We start from the raw sequence: 19,010 nt of genomic DNA, 5'->3' as shown, positions 1-19,010 counted from the left end.
CATCCGCCCACGCAGACTGCCAGGAGGCATCCGATGACCGATTCGGACGAAGGGCGCCCGGCGCTCGAACTGAGGGGTATCTCGAAGCACTTCGGTGGCGTTCAGGCGCTCAGTGACATCGACCTCTCGCTCCACCGCTCCCAGATCACCGCTCTGGTCGGCGACAACGGAGCGGGCAAGTCGACGCTCACGAAGGTGCTCTCGGGCATCTATGCGCCCGATCGGGGCGAGATCCTGCGCAACGGCAAGCCCGTGCGATTCACCGGACCCCAGGATGCCGTGGATGCGGGCATCCAGACCGTCTACCAGGATCTCGCTCTCTGCGACAACCTCAACACCGTGCAGAACCTCTTCCTCGGCAGGGAGCTCGGCGGCAAGGTGACCTCGCTGTTCCAGCTCTCGTGGGAGGAGATGGAATCCCGGGCCCACGAGGTGCTCTCGAACCTGGGTGTCAAGATCAAGGATCTGACCGCACCGATCTCGCAGCTCAGCGGTGGACAGCGGCAGGGCATCGCCATCTGTCGCAGCATCCTCACCACCCCCGACGTGGTGCTGCTCGACGAGCCCACGGCTGCCCTCGGGGTGACCCAGAAGGAGCAGGTGCGCAACCTGCTGGAGCGGCTCCGCGACCAGGGGATCGCCGTCATGGTGATCTCGCACGACATGCAGGATGTGCGACACCTCGCCGACCGCGTCGAGGTCATCCGCCTCGGTCGCAAGACGCGCACGTTCCTGCGCGGCCAGTACTCCGGAAACGACGTCGTCGATGCCATCACCGGCGCGTCCCAGCAGGAAGGCGTGACCGCATGAGCCCCGCCGACGTCAAGAACCCGCCCACGAAGGCTCTGTCGGCCCTCCCGCCGGCCGACTCCCGCCGGGAGCGCTTCAAGTCGACGGCCAGCCGGTTCCGACTGGGGCCCGTGCTCGTGGTGCTGGTGCTGGTGTGGGCGTTCTTCGCCATCCAGAACCCGCTGTTCCTCTCACCGGTCAACATCTCCAACCTCACGCTGCAGACGGCGGTGACCGCCACCATCGCGCTCGGTCTCGTGTTCGTGCTCTTGCTGGGCGAGATCGACCTCTCCGTCGCCGCGCTGAGCGGCGTCTCGGCGGCGATCGCGGGCAACCTGGCGGTCAACTCCGGCTGGAACCCGATCCTCGCCGTCGCCGTCGCTCTCGCCTGCGGTGTCGCGTGGGCCCTCGTGCAGGCGGTCATCGTGCTGTACGGGGCGCCGTCGTTCATCGTGACGCTCGCCGGGTCGTTGGCGCTCGGCGGCATCCTGCTCACGATGCTGCCCGAGACGGGCCAGATCAGCCTCGCGAACGACCCGATCCGACTGATCGCCGGCACCTATCTGTCGGCGCCGCTCGGGTGGCTGCTCGTACTCATCACCGCGGCTCTGTCGGCGGTGTTCTACCTCACCCGCTGGCGGCGTCGACGCGCCCGGCAGCTGCCGGTGTCGTTCGTCCGCGCCGTGGTGCTCCCGGTCGTGGCGATCATCGTGCTCAGCGTCGCCGTGGTGCTCACGATGAACCTGCACCGGGGTGTGCCGCTCATGTTCGCCATCCTGGTGGCGATCGTGGGGCTCTTCGCCTACATCACCACCCAGACGCGATTCGGCGCACGCCTCTACGCCGTGGGCGGCAATCGCGAGGCGGCGAGGCGCGCGGGGATCCCCGTGGGCCGGACCATCCTCGTGGCCTTCGCCTTCGCGGGGCTGTTCTCCGCGCTCGGCGGCGTGTTCGCGGCATCCAGGCTGCTCGGGGTCTCCGTGCAGTCGGGCGGCGGAACCCTGCTGCTCGAGGCGATCGCGGCGGCCGTGATCGGTGGCACGAGCCTCTTCGGCGGCAAGGGCACGGTGTGGTCGGCTCTGCTCGGCGCCCTGCTCATCGGCAGCATCAGCAATGGGATGGATCTGCTCGGGCTCCCCACCGAGGCCAAGCAGATCGTCACCGGCATCATCCTGGCCGCCGCCACGGTGGCCGACGTCGTGCTCAGTCGCGGCACGTTCTCCTGGAGGAAGAGATGAGCTATTCGACCGAGACGGTGTCGTTCGAGCGGGAGCTCGCCGACGTGGTGGGTGCGGACGGCCGCGATCGGCTGCTGACCGAGGGGGTGTTCGAGGTCATCGAGTTCCTGACCGGTGCCGCGCGCACCGCTCCCGAGGGTGCGGCCGTCGTGAGCCTCGTCGTGACGGCCTCCCCCGCCTCGGCGCCCACCACCGAGGCGTACATCGAGGCCGTGCGCGGTCTCGTGCAGTCGTTCACCCTCGAGCGCGACCCGAGCACGCCGGCGGTGAACATCGTCGTCTCCGGCCCCGGCCAGGAGCAGGACAGGGCGGCCACACTCGCCTACCTGTCGAGCGTCGACGGTCGGTTCTCGCGAGGCACCACCTACGACCTGAGGGAGACGGCACGATGAGAGCACTCGTCACGGGCGCCGCCGGCGGCATCGGATCTGCGACCGTCACGGCCCTGCGCTCGGCGGGCCACACCGTGTGGACGCAGGATCTGCGGGCGGGCAGCGCTGGGCACATCGACCTCGAGGGCGACCTCAACGACGCCGCGCACCTCGCCGCGATCGCCGCCTTCGTGCGGGAGAACGGCATCGACACCGTCGTGGCAGCCCACGGGATCGCGGCCGGCCGCGCCCTCGAGGAGGTCGACCGCGCCTATTCCGATCGGGTCATGAACATCAACACCCTGTCGTTCCTCCGGCTCCACGACGCCGTCCGGGAGGACCTCGAGAGCCGATCCGGCAGCTACGTCGCCATCTCGAGCCAGGCCGGCCTCGTGGGCGAGGCCGCGAACGGCGCCTACTGCGCCTCGAAGTTCGCCCTCGTGGGCTGGGCGCGCGGCATGCGGACGGCGGGCACCGGAGTCCGCATCCGCATCCTGTGCCCCGGCGCCACCGAGACACCGCTGCTGCAGCGCGCCTTCGAGGGAATGGCCGAGGGCCGCGGCATCACGGTCGAGGAGCTCCTCGCCGAGCGCTCCGCCCAGATCCCGGCGGGCCGGCTCGGGCGCACCACCGACCTCGGCGCCGCCGCGGCGTGGCTGGCCGCCCTGCCGGCCCCCCGCGTGCTCATCGCCCCGGTCACCGGCGGCGAAGTGCTGGCCTGACCGCCCCCTGCCCACGATCGTCCCGACGGCTTCGTCCGCTCAGGCTCGTTGACCGACCTTGAAGTGAGCGCCGTGGTGCTCGTCCGGCAGACGGTCACCGCGACCATGCAGCTTGTTGCGCAGGGTGCCGGGCGCATAGGACTCGGGGTACGCGCCCCGGCGACGCAGCTCCGGGATCACGAACTCGACGATGTCCTCGAAGGTGCCCGGTGTGATGGCATAGGCGAGGTTGAAGCCATCGACATCCGTCTCGTCCACCCACGCCTGCAGCTCGTCGGCGATCTCGGTGGGCGATCCCACGAGGAACGGGCCGAGCCCGCCGATCTGGCCGAGCTTGGCGATGTCGCGCACCGTCCATTCGCCCCCGTCGTCGTTCGCCGCCTGGAAGTTCGAGACCGCCGACTGGATCGCGTTGCTCTTCACGTTGCCGATCGGCTCGTCGAGGTCGTACTGCGAGAGATCGACGCCCATCCACCCCGACATGAACACCAGGGCGCCTTCTTCGGAGGCGTAGGTGAGGTAGTCGGCGTGCTTCGCGTGCGCCTTCTCGCTCGTGGCGTCGGTGATGATCGTGATGAGCGTGTAGATCTTCGCCGAGTAGCGGTCGCGCCCCGCCGCCTCGAGCGCATCCCGGATCTTCGTCACCACACCCTTGAGCACGGCCTTGGTGGGTGCACCCACGAAGATCGCCTCGGCGTTGCCTGCGGCGAAGGCGATTCCGCGGGGGCTGGCTCCGGCCTGGTAGATCACGGGGGTGCGCTGCGGCGAGGGCTCGGCGAGGTGGATGCCGGGCACCGTGAAGTGCTCGCCGTGGTGGCCGATCTCATGCACCTTCGCCGGGTCGGTGAAGACGCCGCTCTCGCGATCGCGGATGACGGCGTCGTCCTCCCAGGAGCCCTCCCACAGCTTGTAGAGCACCTCGAGGTACTCATCGGCCACGTCGTAGCGCTGGTCGTGCTCGAGCTGATCGTCGTGGCCCATGTTGCGGGCGGCGCTCGGCAGGTAGCCGGTGACGACGTTCCAGCCGATGCGACCACGCGTCAGGTGATCGAGCGTCGACATGCGCCGAGCGAACGGGTAGGGGTGCTCGTAGGCCGTGCCGGCGGTGATGCCGAAACCCAGGTTCTCGGTGACCGCGGCCATCGCCGAGACCAGCAGGATCGGGTCGTTGACGGGCACCTGCGCGCCGTGACGGATGGCGGCCTCGTTGGAGGCCCCGTACACGTCGTAGGTTCCCAGCACGTCGGCGATGAAGATGCCGTCGAAGGAGCCTCTCTCGAGGAGTCTCGCCAGGTCCGTCCAGTACGACAGATCCTTGTACCGCCACGACTGGTCGTCGGGGTGGCGCCACATGCCCGACGACTGATGGGCGACGCAGTTCATGTCGAAGGCGTTGAACCGGATGTGCTGTGTCATGTCGGCCATCCTGCTGCCTCGACAGCGTGGCCGGCCCGGTTGTGACCTTGTGCGACGGAGGGACTACTCGCCGGCCGTGAAACGGGCACGGTAGCGGGAGGGTGATGTGCCGTAGGCGGCCTGGAAGCGCTGCCGGAACGTGACGGCGGTGCCGAAGCCGCAGAGCGATGCGATCTGCTCGATCGAGATCGCCGTCGACTCCAGCACGCGCCGCGCCTCGTCGAGCCGCCTGGCCCGGATCCACGCCGCCGGCGACGTGCCTGTGACGGCCCGGAACTGCCGGATGAAGGTGCGCCTGCTGAGGTGGGATCGGGCGGCCAGCGCATCGATCGTCAGGGGTTCACCGAGGTTCGCCTCGGCCCAGGCGAGGACGCCTCCGATCGACCCCGTCGACGACTCGGCGAAAACAGGATGCTCGATGTACTGCGCCTGGCCGCCCTCCCGGTGCGGCGCCACCACGAGGCTCCGCGCCACCCTGTTCGCGGCGTCGGAGCCGAGCCTCGAGCGCACGATGTGGAGGCAGGCGTCGAGACCGGAGGCAGTGCCCGCCGAGGTGAGCACGTCGCCGTGGTCGATGTAGAGCACCGAATCGTCCAGCAGCAGATCCGGGTGCCTGGCGGCGAGGCGGTCCGACGCCATCCAATGCGTGACGGCGGTGCGACCGGCGAGGAGTCCGGCGTCGGCGAGCGGGATGGCACCGAGGCAGAGACCGGCGATCGCAGCGCGTCGCGCCTGGGCGTCAGCCAGCACCCCAAGCAGTCGTCCCCCTGGGCGTCGCTCGTCGTCGAACCACGACGGGATGACGATCAGGTCGGCGGCGTCGGCTGCCGCGAGGCCGGCGATCCCCTCGATGCGGAAGCCCTCCGCGGTGCGGACCGAACCAGCGCGCTCGGCGAACAGCACGCACCTCCAGTCCGCGAGACCGAGTCGGCGCACCTCGTCGAAGACCATCTGCGGCACCGCCAGGTGGAACATGGTCGCTCCTTCGACCGCGTAGATCGCAATGCGCATCACACCCTCCGATCTGGCCCGATTCCATCGTAAGGCTGCCTGCGTGCCACTCGTGACCGCGAGCATCCTCGGTGATCATGGAGTGCGCCTCCCGCATCCGCCGAGGCGCACTCCCTCACGACAGGAGCCTCCACCATGACGACACCCCGCCGCGTGCTCGTGATCATCGACGTCCAGCAGCAGTACTTCGACGGTCTGCTCGAGATCCAGTACCCGCCGCACAGCGAATCGCTGCCGACGATCGCGCAGGCCGTGGACACCGCCGTGTCGGCAGGCATCCCCATCGTCGCCGTGCAGCACTCGGCCGGCAGCGGGGCGCCGGTCTTCGACCCGGACTCCCGCGAGTTCGAGCTGCACCACGAGATCGAGCGCCGAGCATCCGCCGACTGGAAGCGCATCACGAAGTCGTACGGCTCCGTGTTCGCCGGCACCGACCTCGCGGAGTGGCTGCGCGAACGCGAGATCGACACCGTGACCCTCGTGGGCTACATGACGAACAACTGCGTGCTGGCATCGGCGGTCGAGGCCGAGTACGCGGGCTTCGCGATCGAGGTGCTGTCGGATGCGACCGGAGCGATCCACCTCGCCAACGACGCAGGATCCGCCGACGCCCGAACCGTGCACGAGACGCTGATGGCGCTCCTCCACTCCAACTGGGCCGCCGTCACCGACACCGCAGCCTGGACCTCCGCCGTCGACGCCGGTGCGTCGCTGACGGGGAGTGATCTCGGCAGCTCGGCGGCCGCGGGCGCAGGGCGCAACCGCGCCTCGGCTCACTGAAACCGCGGGCGCGGACGACGAGTCGGCATCCGTCTGAGCGGATCAGTCCTCCTCGTCGGCTGCGGGCACGGTCAGGGCCCAGGCGTTCATGGCCTCCAGCACCGGGCGCAGCTCGAGGCCCAGGGGCGTCAGCTCGTACACCACCCTCGGTGGGATCTCCGGGTAGGCAGTGCGCGTGACGAGGCCGTTCTCCTCGAACCGCCGAAGCCGGCTCGTGAGGGTGTGCGCACTGATGCCCTCGAGGCCGTCCCGCAGCTCTCCGAAGCGCGCGGGCCCGTGCAGGAGGTTGCGGATGATGAGCGTCGCCCAGGGGCCATCGAGCAGGGTCAGGAATCGCGCCACCCCGCACTCCGGCCACGGCTCGTTCGAGAATCCCATGGCTCGAAGCTTATAGTGCATTTGACGTAACTGGTGCATGGTATGCACTAATTGAGCCATGTCACTCATCATCCATGGCGCCACGGGCGCCCAGGGCGCCCCCGTGGTCGCCGCTCTCCTCGCTCAGGGCCTGTCCCCCCGTGCCGCCGTGCGCGACGCATCCGCCTATGCCGGTCCCACGGCCCCGATCGCCGTCGACCTGTCGTCGGTCGACTCCCTCGTGGCGGCCTACACCGGAGCGGACGCCGTCTTCGTGCACCTCCCGATCGGCTCGGCGGAGGCTCAGCAGCGCCACGCGGAGGTGATCGTCGAGGCCGTGCGTCGAGCGCAGCCGTCTCGTGTCATTGCATCGACGAGCGGCTACCCGTTCGGCGTTCCGGGCGCCGAGGGCTCCCCCGTGGACACACTCGTGAACGGGCTCCGCTCCACCGGCGTCTCGCTGGCGATCGTGTCCCCCAAGCTGTACCTCGAGAACCTCCTGCTTCCCGTCGTCACGTCGGGCGTCGATGCGGAGGGCATCCTCCGGTACCCGATCCGCGACGACTACGCCATCTCGTGGAGCTCGCATCTCGACGTCGCTGACGTAGTGGTGCGGCTGATCCAGGATGTCGGCGTGACCGGTGTCGTGGGCGTTGGCGCTCTCCCTGGGCTTCTCGGAAGCGATCTCGCGGCGGGATTCGCCGCCCACTTCGGCGCGGACATCGCCTTCGAGTCCCAGACGCCTGACGACTTCGGCGCCGCCATCATCCCGTTGTTCGGCGAGGCCGGAGCCGCCCCCGTCGTGGACTCATACCGGTGGCGCGCCACCCAGCCGAACGAAGTGATCGAGGAGTCGACGAGCGCCCAGACGCAGCTCGGACTCGCACCGCGCACCGTCGCCGCCTGGCTGGAGGACGTCTCCGTCTGACCGTCCCCGCGCCGGGCCGCCCAGGCGCATCGGCCGAACCGGCCCGGGCCGTCGCACGAACGCGACAGCCCGGGCCGGTGGGTCCTATGCGGCGATAGGGTGGCGTGCCGGCGTCGTGTCCACGAGGTAGTGGGCGTAGGCCGGGATCGTGAGGAAGGTCGGGAAGTCGTCCTCCAGGGCCACCATGCGCAGGATGTTCTCCGCGTCGTCGAAGCGGTCGTCGAGCGAGCGGTCGAGGCCGCGGAGCACGCCGTGCAGCACCGACTCGACGTGGGCGTGGGTGATGCGCGTGCCCTCCGTCGTCACGATGCCCTGGCGCATCCACTGCCAGAGCTGCGAGCGCGAGATCTCGGCGGTCGCCGCATCCTCCATGAGGCCGTCGATCGCCGCGGCACCGGTGCCCCGCAGCCAGCTCTCGATGTAGCGGAGCGCGACCGACACGTTCGACCGCACGCCCGCATCCGTCACGAGGGGCTCGAGACCCGAGAGATCGGTGAGCTGCGCGGCCGTGACCGACACCTCCGGCCGCTGCCGCCCGACCTGGTTGTGCCGGTCGCCGAGCACGGCATCGAACTCGGCGCGCGCGGTGGGGATGAGGTCCGGATGCGCCACCCAGGTGCCGTCGAAGCCGTCGCCGGCCTCGCGCCGCTTGTCGTCCGCGACCTTCGCCAGCGCTCGCGACGTCATCTCAGGATCGCGCCGGTTGGGGATGAACGCACTCATGCCTCCGATGGCATGTGCTCCCCGCTTGTGGCAGGTCTGCACGAGCAGCTCGGTGTAGGCGCGCATGAACGGCACCGTCATGGTGATCTGCGACCGGTCGGGCAGCACGAAGGAACGGCCGCGACCGCGGTAGGTCTTGATGAGGCTGAAGATGTAGTCCCACCGGCCGGCGTTGAGCCCCGCGGCGTGGTCGCGCAGCTCGTAGAGGATCTCGTCCATCTCGAACGCCGCCGAGATCGTCTCGATCAGGATCGTGGCGCGGATGGTGCCGTGCGGGATCTGCAGGGCGTTCTCCGAGAACGTGAAGATGTCGTCCCACAGCCTCGCCTCGAGGTGGTTCTCGAGCTTCGGCAGGTAGAAGTACGGCCCGCGTCCGCCGGCGATGAGCGCCTTCGCGTTGTGGAAGAAGTAGAGCCCGAAGTCCACGAGGCTCGCGGAGGCCGGCCGGGTGTGCCCCGCGCGGTCGATGTAGCTCAGGTGCTTCTCCACGAGGTGCCAGCCGCGCGGCCGCATGATGATGGTCGGCGTCTGCTCGGCCGTGACCGTGTAGGTGCGGCCGGCCTCGCTGGTGAAGTCGATGTCGCCGCGGATGGCGTCGACGAGCGACAGCTGCCCGCCGATGACGTTCGACCACGTGGGGCTCGTGGCGTCCTCCAGGTCGGCTAGCCACGCCTTGGCACCCGAGTTGAGCGCGTTGATGGTCATCTTGCGGTCGGTGGGCCCCGTGATCTCCACGCGGCGGTCCTCGAGGCCGGGGCCGGGGCCCGCGACCCGCCAGGAGGGGTCGTCGCGGATGGGGGATGTCTCGGGCAGGAAGCGCAGGTCGCGGCCGTTCTCGATGGCCTTGCGCTCGCGCATCCGATGTTCGAGGCGCTCCTGGCGGCGACCGGCGAACTGGTCGTGCAGGCGGGCGAGGAACTGCAGGGCGTCTGGTGTGAGGATCTCGTCGAAGCGGTCGTGGAGCTCAGCGGTGACGGTGATCGTGGAGGGGGTGGTGTGAGAAGACATGGTCGATTCCTTTCGGCCTAGTGGAACTGCTCGGACTCGGTCGAACCCACGAGCGCGAGGGTGGCGCTCCCGGGGTTCAGGGCCGTGGCGATCCGGTCGAAGTAGCCGGTGCCCACCTCACGCTGGTGCTTCGTGGCGGTGTAGCCGTCGGCCTCGGAGGCGAATTCGGCCTCCTGCAGCTCGACGTAGGCGCTCATGTGCCGCTCGCCGTAGCCGCGGGCGAGGGTGTACATGGAGTGGTTGAGGGCGTGGAAGCCCGCGAGGGTGATGAACTGGAACGCGTAGCCGAGCTCCGCGAGCTCGCGCTGGAAGCTCGCGATCTGCTCGTCGTTCAGCTTGCTCTTCCAGTTGAAGCTCGGCGAGCAGTTGTAGGCGAGGAGCTTGCCGGGGAACTCCGCGTGGATGACCTCGGCGAAGCGTCGGGCCAGCTCGATGTCGGGCTCCGCCGACTCCACCCACAGCAGGTCGGCGTAGGGCGCGTAGGCGAGGCCGCGGGCGAGCACGGTGTCGATGCCGGGTGTGGTGCCGTAGAAGCCCTCGGGGGTGCGGGTGCCGTCGAGGAACGGGCGGTCGCGCTCGTCGACGTCGCTCGTGATGAGGTTGGCGCCGAGCGAGTCGGTGCGGGCGATGATGACGGTCGGCACCCCGGCAACATCGGCCGCGAGCCGGGCCGCGTTGAGGGTGCGGATGTGCTGGCTCGTGGGGATGAGGACCTTGCCGCCCATGTGGCCGCACTTCTTCTCGCTCGCGAGCTGGTCCTCCCAGTGCACGCCCGCGGCGCCGGCCTGGATCATGGACTTCATGAGCTCGTAGGCGTTGAGCGGGCCTCCGAAGCCGGCCTCGGCGTCGGCGACGATCGGGGCAAGCCAGTCGGTGCCGGTCTCGCCGTCCGCGCCCGTCTCAGCGAACTCGATCTGGTCGGCGCGCAGCAGGGCGTTGTTGATGCGGCGCACGACGGCGGGCACGGAGTTGGCCGGGTACAGGCTCTGGTCGGGGTAGGTCTGGCCGCTCAGGTTGGCGTCGGCGGCCACCTGCCAGCCCGAGAGGTAGATGGCCTTGAGGCCGGCCCGCACCTGCTGCACGGCCTGGTTGCCGGTGAGGGCGCCGAGAGCCGGCACCCACTCCTCGGTGTGCAGGAGCTCCCAGAGCCGCTCGGCCCCGCGCTCGGCCAGGGTGTTGGCCTCGGCGACCCGGCCGCGCAGGGCGATGACGTCGTCGGCGCTGTAGTCGCGCTCGATGCCGTTCCACCTGGCGTCGGTCTTCCATTCCCGCTCGAGGTCGGCGGCGGTCTGGGTCTGGTCCCCGGGACGGGTGGAGGATGAGGTGCTCATCGTCGTGCTCCTTCGCTCGAAATGCTGCTGCTCGAATTGCTGTGGGTTCGACTCTGCGGCCTGCGGAGGGGCCCCTCACCGAGTCGCGCACCAGAAGTTCTCGGGTTGTTCTGGTCTCCAGAAAAAGGGTGCGCAGGCGCATCCGCTCAGAGGCGGGCCAGGGAGCGGATGTCCTCCAGGAAGAACTCGGCGTCGTCGTGCGACACCGTGGCGCGGGTTCCGTTGATCGCCGCGAGGTAGTGGTCGAGCTGCGGGCCCGCGGAGGGCGGGACGGGCTGATCGTCGAAGAGCGCTGTCTCGAGCGCCGCCTCCAGCGCGGTCTGCGACGCCTTGCGGGCCGCGAACTCGATGTCGGCGGGAGAGAAGCCGTCCGACTGCTCCACCAAGCGCGCGACGTCGATGTCGCGCGACGCCTCCGGGAGGTAGCGGGACCAGATGGAGGCGCGCGCCTGCGCATCCGGGAGCCCGATGGGGATGACGTAGTCGAAGCGGCCGTGCCGCAGGAAGGCGGTGTCGAGCGCGCGGATGAAGTTCGTGGCGCACACGAGCAGCCGGTTGGGCTTGTCGCGGAAGGCGGGGATGATCTTGAGCAGCTCGTTCGTGACGCCCTGCAGCGCCGAGGGCGGTTCGCCGCCACGCTGCACGGCGATCTCCTCCACCTCGTCGATGAACACGACGGCGTGCTCGAGCTCGTCGATCTTCACGAACGTCTCGCGCAGCGCACCGGCCAGACCGGCGGGCTCGGCGGCGAGGCGCGAGGGGAACACCTCCACGAACGACCACTCGAGTCGCGACGCGATGGCACGGGCGAACGTGGTCTTGCCGGTGCCTGGCGGCCCGAACAGCACGACCGCGCTCGGCGGCACCACGCCGAACTGCGCCGCGAGATCGGCGTTGGCGAGCGGTGCCACGAGTCGCCTCTCGAGCAGCTCCTTCTCGGCCTGCATGCCCCCGATGCCCTCCCATAGGTCGCGCGGCAGGATGCGACCGCCGAGTTCGGTGAGGGTGTCGAGCTCCTTGCGCTGCATGGGCAGCTGCCGCTCGAAGTACCGCAGGTTCTTCTTGGCCACGAAGCCCTGGTCGCTGAACGCGTCGGTGCGCACGGCGGACTCCGGTAGCAGCACCGAGAGCTTCTGCAGCCCGAGCCCGGCCATGCGGTTCTCGAGGGAGGCGAGCATGCGCTTGCCCACTCCCCTGTCCTGCCAGTCGGCCTGCGTGGCCACGAACACGATCCAGCCCTGGGCGTGGGCGGCGCGGCCCACGGCGACGCCGATCACGCGCTCGTCGTGCACGGCCACGACCGCATGGTCCTCCTGGCACGACGAGATGACCTCGGAGAGGCCGTAGACGGGTTCGTTGTCGGCGCGCGCCTCCTCCCAGAGGCGCAGGATGGCGTCGATGTCCTCGGGGTGGAAATCGCGGACTCGAAACATGGTGGTTCCTGTTCTGGTTCGGTCGAAATGTTGCTGGTGTTCAACACTGGGTCCGTATCCGCGGTTCTTCTGGGGGCCACCGTCCCGAAATATCGGCATTCTTCTGTTTCTCGCAAGATGTCGCGATGAAAGACTGCGTGCATGCCCGAATCGCACGCCGCCCCGCTCGAAGATGAGTTCATGCTCGATTCCCTCACCATCGGCCGCCGCATCCGCCAGCTGCGCTCCGAACGCGGTCTCACCCTCGACGCCCTCGGTGCCGCCATCGGGCGTGCGCCCTCGCAGGTCTCTGTGATCGAGAACGGCAAGCGCGAGCTCAAGATCGGTGAGCTGGAGCGATTCGCGCGAGTGTTCGACGTGTCGATCGAGCAGCTGCTCTCCACCGAGCCGCCCACCCGCCGGGCCGCACTCGAGATCGCTCTCGAGCGGGCGCAGCGCGGTCCGCTGTTCGCCTCTCTCGGTCTGCCGGCGCTGCCCGTGCGCAAGACGCTCAGCGACGAGGCGATCGAGACGATCCTCGGCCTGCACCGCGAGCTCGAGCGTGTGCACAACGAGCGCGCGGCCACGCCCGAGGAGGCACGGCGGGCCAACACCTCCCTGCGGCAGGCGATGCGGCAGCGGGGCAACTACTTCGCCGACCTCGAGCAGACGGCTGCGTCGCTGCACGCGGCGGTCGGCCACACCGGCGGCCCTCTCTCGCAGCGGATCGCCTCCGACCTGGCCTCGCACCTCGGTTTCACGCTGCACTACGTGGGCGACCTCCCCGGGTCCACGCGATCCGTGACCGATCTCCGCAACGGCCGCATCTACGTGCCGCTCGGTCAGTCACCGGATGCGGATCCGCGCTCGGTCGTGCTGCAGGCCCTCTCGTCGCACGTGCTGCAGCTCGGGGAGCCGCACGACTACGCCGAGTTCCTGCAGCAGCGTGTGCAGACGAACTACCTCGCGGCGGCGCTGCTCATCCCCGAGAAGGGTGCGGTCGACATCCTCTCGGCGGCCAAGGATGCGCGCGAGCTCTCGGTCGAGGACCTGCGGGATGCGTTCGGCGTGAGCTACGAGACGGCGGCGCACCGCTTCACGAACCTGGCCACCGAGCACCTGGGCATCCCGGTGCACTTCCTCAAGGTGCACGAGTCGGGCACCATCTCGAAGGCGTACGAGAACGACAGCGTGCAGTTCCCGACGGATGCGCTCGGCGCGGTCGAGGGGCAGACGGTGTGCCGCTTCTGGAGTGCCCGCCGGGTGTTCGACGTGGAGGACCGCTTCAGCCCGTACCACCAGTACACCGACAAGCCCGCGGGCACGTACTGGTGCACCTCGCGCATCCAGCCCTCCGCACGCGGTCAGTCCTCGGTCTCGGTGGGCACGGCGTTCGCGCATGCCAAGTGGTTCCGGGGCCGAGACACCCCGAACCGCTTCCACTCGGGCTGCCCCGACGAGTCGTGCTGCCGCCGCCCACCCGCGGCCCTCGCCACCCGCTGGTCGGGCCACGCCTACCCCTCGGCCCGCCTCAACTCCTCCCTGCACGCGGCCATGCCCACCACCGGCTTCACGGGGGTCGACACCACCGAGGTCTTCGAGTTCCTGGAACGCCACGCCCCGGCACCCCTCTGACACATCGGGCGGTCGCGATCGGCAGCCCGCGCTACGGCGTGGCGTACTCGGCGATCCGCAGGTCCGCCATCCACTCGGTGGTCTCGGCGCGTGCCGCCTGGTCGACGAACTCGCCGTCGGTGATGAGCAGGTAGGCCGACGGGTCGGATCCGTCATTCCAGGTGGGGTCGACCGCCAGCCACTGCCCGTCGATCTGCACCTTGTTCCAGGCGTGCCCACCGCCGTCGAAGACATCGCCGGTCACGACCACGCTCTCGAGGCCCGCCTCGTCGAGCAGGGCCTTGTACGCCGCCGCATAGCTCGCGCAGACTCCGACGTTGCCGTTCTCAGCCAGCAGCACGCCGCTGGGGTCCCAGGCGTGCTCGAAACCGTCGGGGTAGCTCAAGAAGGAGGCCTCGAAGGCCGGGGTGTCGTACTCCGCAGCATTGACGAGCCAGCCGTTGAGGGCCGTCGCCTTCTCGGCGTCGGTCATCCCGTCGGTCACGACGGAGTCCACAGCGGCAGTCGTCGCCTTCTCGACCTCGGCCTGCAGGCGCGTGGTCTCGTCGGGGTCATTGGCGTAGGTGACGTAGACGACCGCGTCGCGGACGGAGTAGCCGCGGTAGCCGAGCACGTAGGGGTTCTGGTAGACCGCCTCACCTATCGCGTCGTCCAGCTCCGGCATGCCAGGGGCGTCCTGGAACTCCGAGATGTCGACGGCGTCCTCGCGGGCGACGAGGTTGGCCGCGAGGTACTCGGTGAACTCGTTGCTGCCGTAGACGGGGTAGTCGACCTCGGGCGCGACCGTCGAGGGCGTGTACTGGTCGAAGTCGGCGTCGACCCCTTCGGCCACGAGCGAGATCTCCGGCAATCCCGTGGTCGGCGCCTCGGCGGCGACGCGCGCATTGTAGGCGGCGATCTGCGCATCCACGCTCGCCTGGTCGGTCGCGTTCAGGCGCACGGGCCAGCTCAGCGCCGTGCCCTTCCCGATCAGGGGCAGGCGCCACGAGGACTCGTCGCTCTGCGTGACCATCGCGGGATCGATGTAGCCGGCGGTCTGCCTCGTCGCGCCGTCGAGCGACGTGAAGAGGAATCGGGTGGGGATCTGGTCGAGCGAGTCGACCCACTGACCGTTCGGGAACTGCTGCTCCTTCGCGTCGAGCGGAATCTCCTTCGGCAGCGACGCGGCGACGGCCTCGGCGTCGGTCGAGATGGTGGAGGAGAACTGCGACCCGTCGGTGGCGACCACGGCGTACTCGTACTCGCTCGTGTCGTTGTCGAGCGGGTTGACCGTTCCGCTTGATCCGGCGTCGGCGAGCTGCGCCGCGCTCCACAGGTTGTAGGTCTCGAGGCCCTCGTTCTGGGAGTTCTCGATCTCGACTTCCTCGCCTGAGAACGGGTCGAGCAGCGGAGGAGACCACGAGGTCTCGGTCGTGGTGCCCACGATCTCGACGTTCCGGCGCTCCCCGTCCCACGACGCCACGGTCACGAGGTACTCGGTCGCACCGTCGATGGGATCCCAGCTCACCTGCAGCGTGCCGTTCTCATCGGCGGTGTAGACCGCTTCGGGCGCCGCGAGCGGGCGTTCGATGGTGAACGGGTGCACGATGGGCTTCTCGAGCGGCTCGCCCGAGCGGTCGAGCTTCTGCACGAGGAAGTACTCCTCATTGAGACCCCAGAACGAGCCGCCCTCCGGGTTGAAGTTGAACTCGCGCTCGAGGCTCTCGTCGTAGCCGAGACCGGTTCCGGTGTAGAAGCGGCCGGTCGACAGCGCGCTCGGCGAGACGTCGATCTCGCCCTTCCACTGGAAGGCCGAGAGATCGGCGTGTTTCGTCAGCGCCGCGTCGGTGAACACCTCGAAGGCGAAGCTGTCGTCGAACTCGTCACCGTTCTCACGCGCCATCGCCTCGAGGTCGTAGTCGGCCGGGAAGGTGAAGGTGTGGTCGGGCTCGACGGCTTCGAGCAGGGGTGCGTACGCGTAGGCCCAGCCCTCCTCGGTGACGAGCTTCGGTCCGGTGAGCGCCGGGACGCCCCACACGAAGAACGCGGTCACGCCCACGGCGAGCGCCGCGCCACCGGCGACCAGGCCCACGACGAGGCCGCGGCGCTTCTTCTTGGGGCGCTGCGGGGCGTGCGACCCACCCGTCGCCGCGGCTGCCTGCTGCGCGTACGGCTGCTGCGTGTGCGGCTGCTGGGCGTGCTGCTGCTGCGGCGCTCCCGCCGGGGCGAGCGGATGCACGTGCTCGGTCCAGCGCGCCCCGTCCCAGTAGCGCTGCTGGTTCGCCACCGCCGGATCCGGGTACCAGCCTGCAGGGATCGTAGGGTCGGCGTGCGTCATCGTCGTCCTGTTTCTCGCGTGATCACACCATCGGTGCGGTGGAACTGACACGTGTCGATCAACGATATCCCGCTTCAGGCCGCCTCGTCGCACGCAGGCCCGCCGCTGCACAGCCCGCCGCTGCACAGCCCGCCGCTGCTAAACCCAGGCTTCACGGGCGTTCACACAGCCGAGGTCTCATGGCGCAGTTCGACGCGACCGCGGCCTTGGCCGATGCGCGACCCGACGCTGACGGATCGGATGTCGCCGAGCGCTAGCGACACCCATCGCCGCCGTGCTTTCGCGCACGCGGCAGCCCGCCCCTATCGCGCCGGGCGGGCCGCGGTGGGGAGGTCGAAGACGGCGTCCACGGCGAACGCGAGCGTGGCGGCCTGTGCGTCCAGGTACGCGTCGCGGTGGGGCAGAGCGCGCTCGATCGAGAGTCCGTCGACCACGGTGAGGAGCAGATGCGTGCGCCGCACCGTGTCACCCGGCTTCAGCGCACCCTCGGCCTCGAGGATCGCGAGCCAGGCTCCGACCCGGCGCTCCGCCTGGGCGACGATCACGGCGTAGCCGGCGCGCGCATCCGGTGTCGTGTCGGCTCCGGGGAAGGCACGGAAGAGGCTCTGCCAGAGCTCGAACGCGTCGGCATCGGTGGTGCCCAGAGGTTCGAACAATCGCCAGAGGCACTCCCGCAGGCGTTCGCGGGGCGGCACCGAGGTGTCGCGGATGCGCTCGTCGGGCATGGCCGCGTCGTAGGTGGCGGTGAGGGCGGCGTTGATGAGGTCGCGCTGGGTGGGGAAGTAGTGGCGCAGGGTGCTCGCCCCGACCCCGGCGTGCGCCGCGACCGCTCGCACGCTCAGCCGATCCGCGCCGTCGCGCATCATCGCCGTCACCGAGGCCAGGATGCGATCGCGTGTGCTCTCCATGGTTGCAACCTCCGGCGTCGAGTCTATTCTGTGGACTCGTGCGATTAGCACACTGTGCTAGTACAGTGTGCTAAAGTCTCCGTATGACCTCAGGAAGCGCATCGCAGACACTCGGCACCGGCACCGGCATCGACCGCTTGATCGCCGAGGACGTGCTCCTCGTGCTGTTCCAGCCCTCGTCGGGCACGATCGCCGGAGAGAACACACTCTTCTACGTGCTCGCGGGCGCCGTGCTGACCGATCTGGCGCAGCAGGAGAGGGTGATCATTCGGGATGCGGGCCTGCGGGGCACGCTGATCAGCGCCGCCGGCAAGCGCCCCGACGATGAACTGCTCCACCCCGCGTGGGACTACGTCGCCGAGAAGCCTCGCGGCGTGCAGGGCGTTCTCGCCTCGAGCGGAACGACCCTTCGAGGCCCCCTGCTCGACCGGTTGGTCGAGCGCGGCGACCTGCACCGCACACAGAAGAAGATGTTCGGGTTCATTCCGACGACCGAGCTCAGCGAGGGCCGCTCCGGCCACCGCGCCGAGCTGATCGACGGCATGCGCGCCGCGCTGGTCGATGGCGAGGCACCCTCCGAGCGGATCGGTGCGATCACCGCGCTCGTCTCGGCGAGCGGCGGCCTGCCCGTTCTGCATCACGAGATCCCCTGGTCAGGCGACACAGCCACCCGGGCGAAGGCCCTGGAGCAGGGCGACTGGGCGGCGGATGCTGCCGCAGCCGCCGTCACCCGCACCATGACCGCCGTGGTCACGAACTCCCTCATCGCGACCCTCGTGATCGCGAACCGCTGATCCCGCTCCACCCCCCTGGCGCTGCGTCACCCCGCAGCGCTCTGCGGCATGCCCGCACACCTCAACACGACTCACTTGGAGACAACATGGACATCGTCGGATTCATTCAGCACCTCATGTCGCAGGTGCCCTTCTTCGTGCAGCCCTTCATCATCGCCGTGGCCGCGATGATCCCGTTCGTCGAAGGCGAGCTCTCATCCGTTCTCGGCGTCTGGGCGGGCCTGAACCCCGTGGTCGCGGCTGTGGCCGCGGCGGCGGGCAACTTCGCTTCGGTCTTCGTGGTGGTCGTCTTCGGCGCCCGCATCCGAGCGGCGATCATGGCGCGGCGGGCCCGTCGCGCAGCGGCCGCTCAGTCCACCCCGGCTAAGCAGCTCGTCGCTGCCGGCGTGAGCGATCCGGGGGACGCGGGCTCGCCCGGCCTGCCAGAACAGCCCGTCGTCGCGCCGAAGAAGCCGGAGTCGAAGGGCGTTCAGCGCTTCAAGCGCTTCCTCGTGCGCTTCGGTGTGCCCGGTGCGAGCATCCTCGGCCCGCTTGCCATCCCCACGCAGTTCACCTCCGCCATCCTGGTGTCGACCGGTGTGCCGAAGGGCTGGGTGCTGCTGTGGCAGGCTGTCGCGATCGCGCTCTGGACCACGTTCACCACCGTGGTCGCCACAGGCGTCCTCGCCCTCATCGCCGGCTGACCTCTCGGTTGGTGCTACCCCCTTGCCGGCCGGTGGATCCTCCACAAGCAGAGGCGAAGTCGGATGCAGTAACCTCAGGGCCTATGGGCACTAAGGCCGACCTGCGTCGCTTGGAGGCGACCCGTGAGGCGCTCTCGCACTTCGCTCGCGGCGGCTACGACGGCACTCCCGTGAGCGTGGTCTCCGATGCCCTCGGGGTCTCGCAGCCCTACCTGTTCAAGCTCTTCGGCAGCAAGCTCGAGCTCTTCATCGCCTGCGTGGAGTACTGCTACGACTCCATCGAGGCGGATGCGCGTGCTCGGCTGGATCAGGCGGCGGCCGAGGGGCGAGCCGGCACCCTCGACGACATCGGGGAGGCCTTCCGCAGCACCATCAGCGAGGCCGACCTGCTGCGCTTCCAGCTCCAGGCCTGGGCCGCGTCGGCCACCCACGAGCGCATCCGCGAGGTCGTCGCCCGCCGCCTGCATCACTCGCTCGAACTGAGCGGCGAGCTGACCGGGGCGAGTGCCGACGACGTGAACGACATGTTCGCGCGCGGCACCCGCCTCGTCGTCACGACGGCGCTGGGCTTCGACCTGCTGCGCTGA

At 69.4% G+C, this 19,010-nt stretch carries 18 protein-coding genes; 10 read left to right on the top strand and 8 right to left on the bottom strand.

What is annotated here, in order from left to right; translation table 11 throughout:
• Nucleotides 1-33 precede the first annotated feature (33 nt).
• From ACEXQC_RS13150 to ACEXQC_RS13135, 4 genes are read left to right on the top strand one after another with little or no spacing between them, the layout of a single operon-like run.
• Complete coding sequence (locus tag ACEXQC_RS13150; RefSeq protein WP_374822940.1) at nt 34-810, top strand: ATP-binding cassette domain-containing protein; 777 nt, start codon at nt 34-36, stop codon at nt 808-810.
• Complete coding sequence (locus tag ACEXQC_RS13145) at nt 807-2,027, top strand: sugar ABC transporter permease (RefSeq protein ID WP_374822937.1); 1,221 nt, start codon at nt 807-809, stop codon at nt 2,025-2,027. Before ACEXQC_RS13150 ends, ACEXQC_RS13145 begins: the two co-directional genes overlap by 4 nt.
• Complete coding sequence (locus ACEXQC_RS13140; RefSeq protein ID WP_374822934.1) at nt 2,024-2,419, top strand: hypothetical protein; 396 nt, start codon at nt 2,024-2,026, stop codon at nt 2,417-2,419. Before ACEXQC_RS13145 ends, ACEXQC_RS13140 begins: the two co-directional genes overlap by 4 nt.
• On the top strand, nt 2,416-3,120 hold the full coding sequence (locus ACEXQC_RS13135) for an SDR family NAD(P)-dependent oxidoreductase (RefSeq protein WP_374822932.1): 705 nt from the start codon (nt 2,416-2,418) through the stop codon (nt 3,118-3,120). The genes ACEXQC_RS13140 and ACEXQC_RS13135 overlap by 4 nt, the downstream gene beginning before the upstream one ends.
• 39 nt (nt 3,121-3,159) lie before the next feature.
• Here the strand turns inward: ACEXQC_RS13135 and ACEXQC_RS13130 are convergent, their stop codons facing one another.
• Nucleotides 3,160-4,536, bottom strand: coding sequence for an LLM class flavin-dependent oxidoreductase (locus ACEXQC_RS13130; protein WP_374822929.1), 1,377 nt, complete (start codon nt 4,534-4,536; stop codon nt 3,160-3,162).
• A 63-nt stretch (nt 4,537-4,599) separates the two neighbouring features.
• Nucleotides 4,600-5,547: a GlxA family transcriptional regulator gene (locus ACEXQC_RS13125; RefSeq protein ID WP_374822926.1), complete on the bottom strand. Its 948-nt coding sequence runs from the start codon at nt 5,545-5,547 to the stop codon at nt 4,600-4,602.
• A 135-nt stretch (nt 5,548-5,682) separates the two neighbouring features.
• Here ACEXQC_RS13125 and ACEXQC_RS13120 point away from each other — a divergent pair, with 135 nt between their 5' ends.
• The gene (locus ACEXQC_RS13120) at nt 5,683-6,327 is read left to right on the top strand and encodes an isochorismatase family protein (RefSeq protein ID WP_374822924.1); all 645 of its coding nucleotides are present in this window, start codon (nt 5,683-5,685) and stop codon (nt 6,325-6,327) included.
• Nucleotides 6,328-6,369: 42 nt separating this feature from the next.
• On the opposite strand, the gene ACEXQC_RS13115 is transcribed toward ACEXQC_RS13120, so the two are convergent.
• Nucleotides 6,370-6,705, bottom strand: a complete 336-nt coding sequence (locus ACEXQC_RS13115) for a winged helix-turn-helix transcriptional regulator (protein WP_374822921.1) — start codon at nt 6,703-6,705, stop codon at nt 6,370-6,372.
• 58 nt (nt 6,706-6,763) lie between these two features.
• Between ACEXQC_RS13115 and ACEXQC_RS13110 the strand changes: the two genes are divergently transcribed.
• Nucleotides 6,764-7,612, top strand: coding sequence for an SDR family oxidoreductase (locus ACEXQC_RS13110; protein WP_374822918.1), 849 nt, complete (start codon nt 6,764-6,766; stop codon nt 7,610-7,612).
• A gap of 84 nt (nt 7,613-7,696) precedes the next feature.
• On the opposite strand, the gene aceB is transcribed toward ACEXQC_RS13110, so the two are convergent.
• From aceB to ACEXQC_RS13095, 3 genes are all read right to left on the bottom strand, one after another.
• Nucleotides 7,697-9,343, bottom strand: a complete 1,647-nt coding sequence (aceB, locus tag ACEXQC_RS13105; RefSeq protein ID WP_374822915.1) for a malate synthase A — start codon at nt 9,341-9,343, stop codon at nt 7,697-7,699.
• Nucleotides 9,344-9,360: 17 nt separating this feature from the next.
• On the bottom strand, nt 9,361-10,674 hold the full coding sequence (gene aceA / locus ACEXQC_RS13100) for an isocitrate lyase (protein WP_374822912.1): 1,314 nt from the start codon (nt 10,672-10,674) through the stop codon (nt 9,361-9,363).
• 146 nt (nt 10,675-10,820) lie between these two features.
• Nucleotides 10,821-12,107 (bottom strand): ATP-binding protein, encoded by a 1,287-nt coding sequence (locus ACEXQC_RS13095; protein WP_374822909.1) that lies wholly within the window; start codon nt 12,105-12,107, stop codon nt 10,821-10,823.
• A gap of 141 nt (nt 12,108-12,248) precedes the next feature.
• Between ACEXQC_RS13095 and ACEXQC_RS13090 the strand changes: the two genes are divergently transcribed.
• Complete coding sequence (locus ACEXQC_RS13090) at nt 12,249-13,721, top strand: helix-turn-helix domain-containing protein (protein WP_374822906.1); 1,473 nt, start codon at nt 12,249-12,251, stop codon at nt 13,719-13,721.
• A gap of 31 nt (nt 13,722-13,752) precedes the next feature.
• Here the strand turns inward: ACEXQC_RS13090 and ACEXQC_RS13085 are convergent, their stop codons facing one another.
• Nucleotides 13,753-16,038 (bottom strand): DUF2510 domain-containing protein, encoded by a 2,286-nt coding sequence (locus tag ACEXQC_RS13085; RefSeq protein WP_374822903.1) that lies wholly within the window; start codon nt 16,036-16,038, stop codon nt 13,753-13,755.
• Nucleotides 16,039-16,340: 302 nt separating this feature from the next.
• On the bottom strand, nt 16,341-16,946 hold the full coding sequence (locus ACEXQC_RS13080) for a TetR family transcriptional regulator (protein ID WP_374822900.1): 606 nt from the start codon (nt 16,944-16,946) through the stop codon (nt 16,341-16,343).
• A gap of 83 nt (nt 16,947-17,029) precedes the next feature.
• On the opposite strand from ACEXQC_RS13080, the gene ACEXQC_RS13075 reads away from it, so the two are divergent.
• The 3 genes from ACEXQC_RS13075 (at nt 17,030) to ACEXQC_RS13065 (ending at nt 19,010) form a co-directional block, all read left to right on the top strand.
• Nucleotides 17,030-17,740, top strand: coding sequence for a GOLPH3/VPS74 family protein (locus ACEXQC_RS13075; RefSeq protein WP_374822897.1), 711 nt, complete (start codon nt 17,030-17,032; stop codon nt 17,738-17,740).
• 86 nt (nt 17,741-17,826) lie between these two features.
• The gene (locus ACEXQC_RS13070) at nt 17,827-18,423 is read left to right on the top strand and encodes a small multidrug efflux protein (protein ID WP_374822894.1); all 597 of its coding nucleotides are present in this window, start codon (nt 17,827-17,829) and stop codon (nt 18,421-18,423) included.
• An 83-nt stretch (nt 18,424-18,506) separates the two neighbouring features.
• Nucleotides 18,507-19,010, top strand: coding sequence for a TetR/AcrR family transcriptional regulator (locus ACEXQC_RS13065; RefSeq protein WP_374822891.1), 504 nt, complete (start codon nt 18,507-18,509; stop codon nt 19,008-19,010).

It is taken from the genome of Herbiconiux liukaitaii (assembly GCF_041927495.1).
In the GTDB taxonomy this organism is placed as follows: domain Bacteria; phylum Actinomycetota; class Actinomycetes; order Actinomycetales; family Microbacteriaceae; genus Herbiconiux; species Herbiconiux liukaitaii.
Note: the sequence above shows the minus strand (reverse complement) of the source record. Positions and strands in the feature narration are given on the sequence as shown.

Coding starts and splice junctions, on each gene's coding strand:
- ACEXQC_RS13150 (WP_374822940.1), top strand. CDS start 34: ATGACCGATTCGGACGAAGGGCGCCCGGCGCTCGAACTGAGGGGTATC.
- ACEXQC_RS13145 (WP_374822937.1), top strand. CDS start 807: ATGAGCCCCGCCGACGTCAAGAACCCGCCCACGAAGGCTCTGTCGGCC.
- ACEXQC_RS13140 (WP_374822934.1), top strand. CDS start 2,024: ATGAGCTATTCGACCGAGACGGTGTCGTTCGAGCGGGAGCTCGCCGAC.
- ACEXQC_RS13135 (WP_374822932.1), top strand. CDS start 2,416: ATGAGAGCACTCGTCACGGGCGCCGCCGGCGGCATCGGATCTGCGACC.
- ACEXQC_RS13130 (WP_374822929.1), bottom strand. CDS start 4,536: ATGACACAGCACATCCGGTTCAACGCCTTCGACATGAACTGCGTCGCC.
- ACEXQC_RS13125 (WP_374822926.1), bottom strand. CDS start 5,547: ATGCGCATTGCGATCTACGCGGTCGAAGGAGCGACCATGTTCCACCTG.
- ACEXQC_RS13120 (WP_374822924.1), top strand. CDS start 5,683: ATGACGACACCCCGCCGCGTGCTCGTGATCATCGACGTCCAGCAGCAG.
- ACEXQC_RS13115 (WP_374822921.1), bottom strand. CDS start 6,705: ATGGGATTCTCGAACGAGCCGTGGCCGGAGTGCGGGGTGGCGCGATTC.
- ACEXQC_RS13110 (WP_374822918.1), top strand. CDS start 6,764: ATGTCACTCATCATCCATGGCGCCACGGGCGCCCAGGGCGCCCCCGTG.
- aceB (WP_374822915.1), bottom strand. CDS start 9,343: ATGTCTTCTCACACCACCCCCTCCACGATCACCGTCACCGCTGAGCTC.
- aceA (WP_374822912.1), bottom strand. CDS start 10,674: ATGAGCACCTCATCCTCCACCCGTCCCGGGGACCAGACCCAGACCGCC.
- ACEXQC_RS13095 (WP_374822909.1), bottom strand. CDS start 12,107: ATGTTTCGAGTCCGCGATTTCCACCCCGAGGACATCGACGCCATCCTG.
- ACEXQC_RS13090 (WP_374822906.1), top strand. CDS start 12,249: ATGCCCGAATCGCACGCCGCCCCGCTCGAAGATGAGTTCATGCTCGAT.
- ACEXQC_RS13085 (WP_374822903.1), bottom strand. CDS start 16,038: ATGACGCACGCCGACCCTACGATCCCTGCAGGCTGGTACCCGGATCCG.
- ACEXQC_RS13080 (WP_374822900.1), bottom strand. CDS start 16,946: ATGGAGAGCACACGCGATCGCATCCTGGCCTCGGTGACGGCGATGATG.
- ACEXQC_RS13075 (WP_374822897.1), top strand. CDS start 17,030: ATGACCTCAGGAAGCGCATCGCAGACACTCGGCACCGGCACCGGCATC.
- ACEXQC_RS13070 (WP_374822894.1), top strand. CDS start 17,827: ATGGACATCGTCGGATTCATTCAGCACCTCATGTCGCAGGTGCCCTTC.
- ACEXQC_RS13065 (WP_374822891.1), top strand. CDS start 18,507: ATGGGCACTAAGGCCGACCTGCGTCGCTTGGAGGCGACCCGTGAGGCG.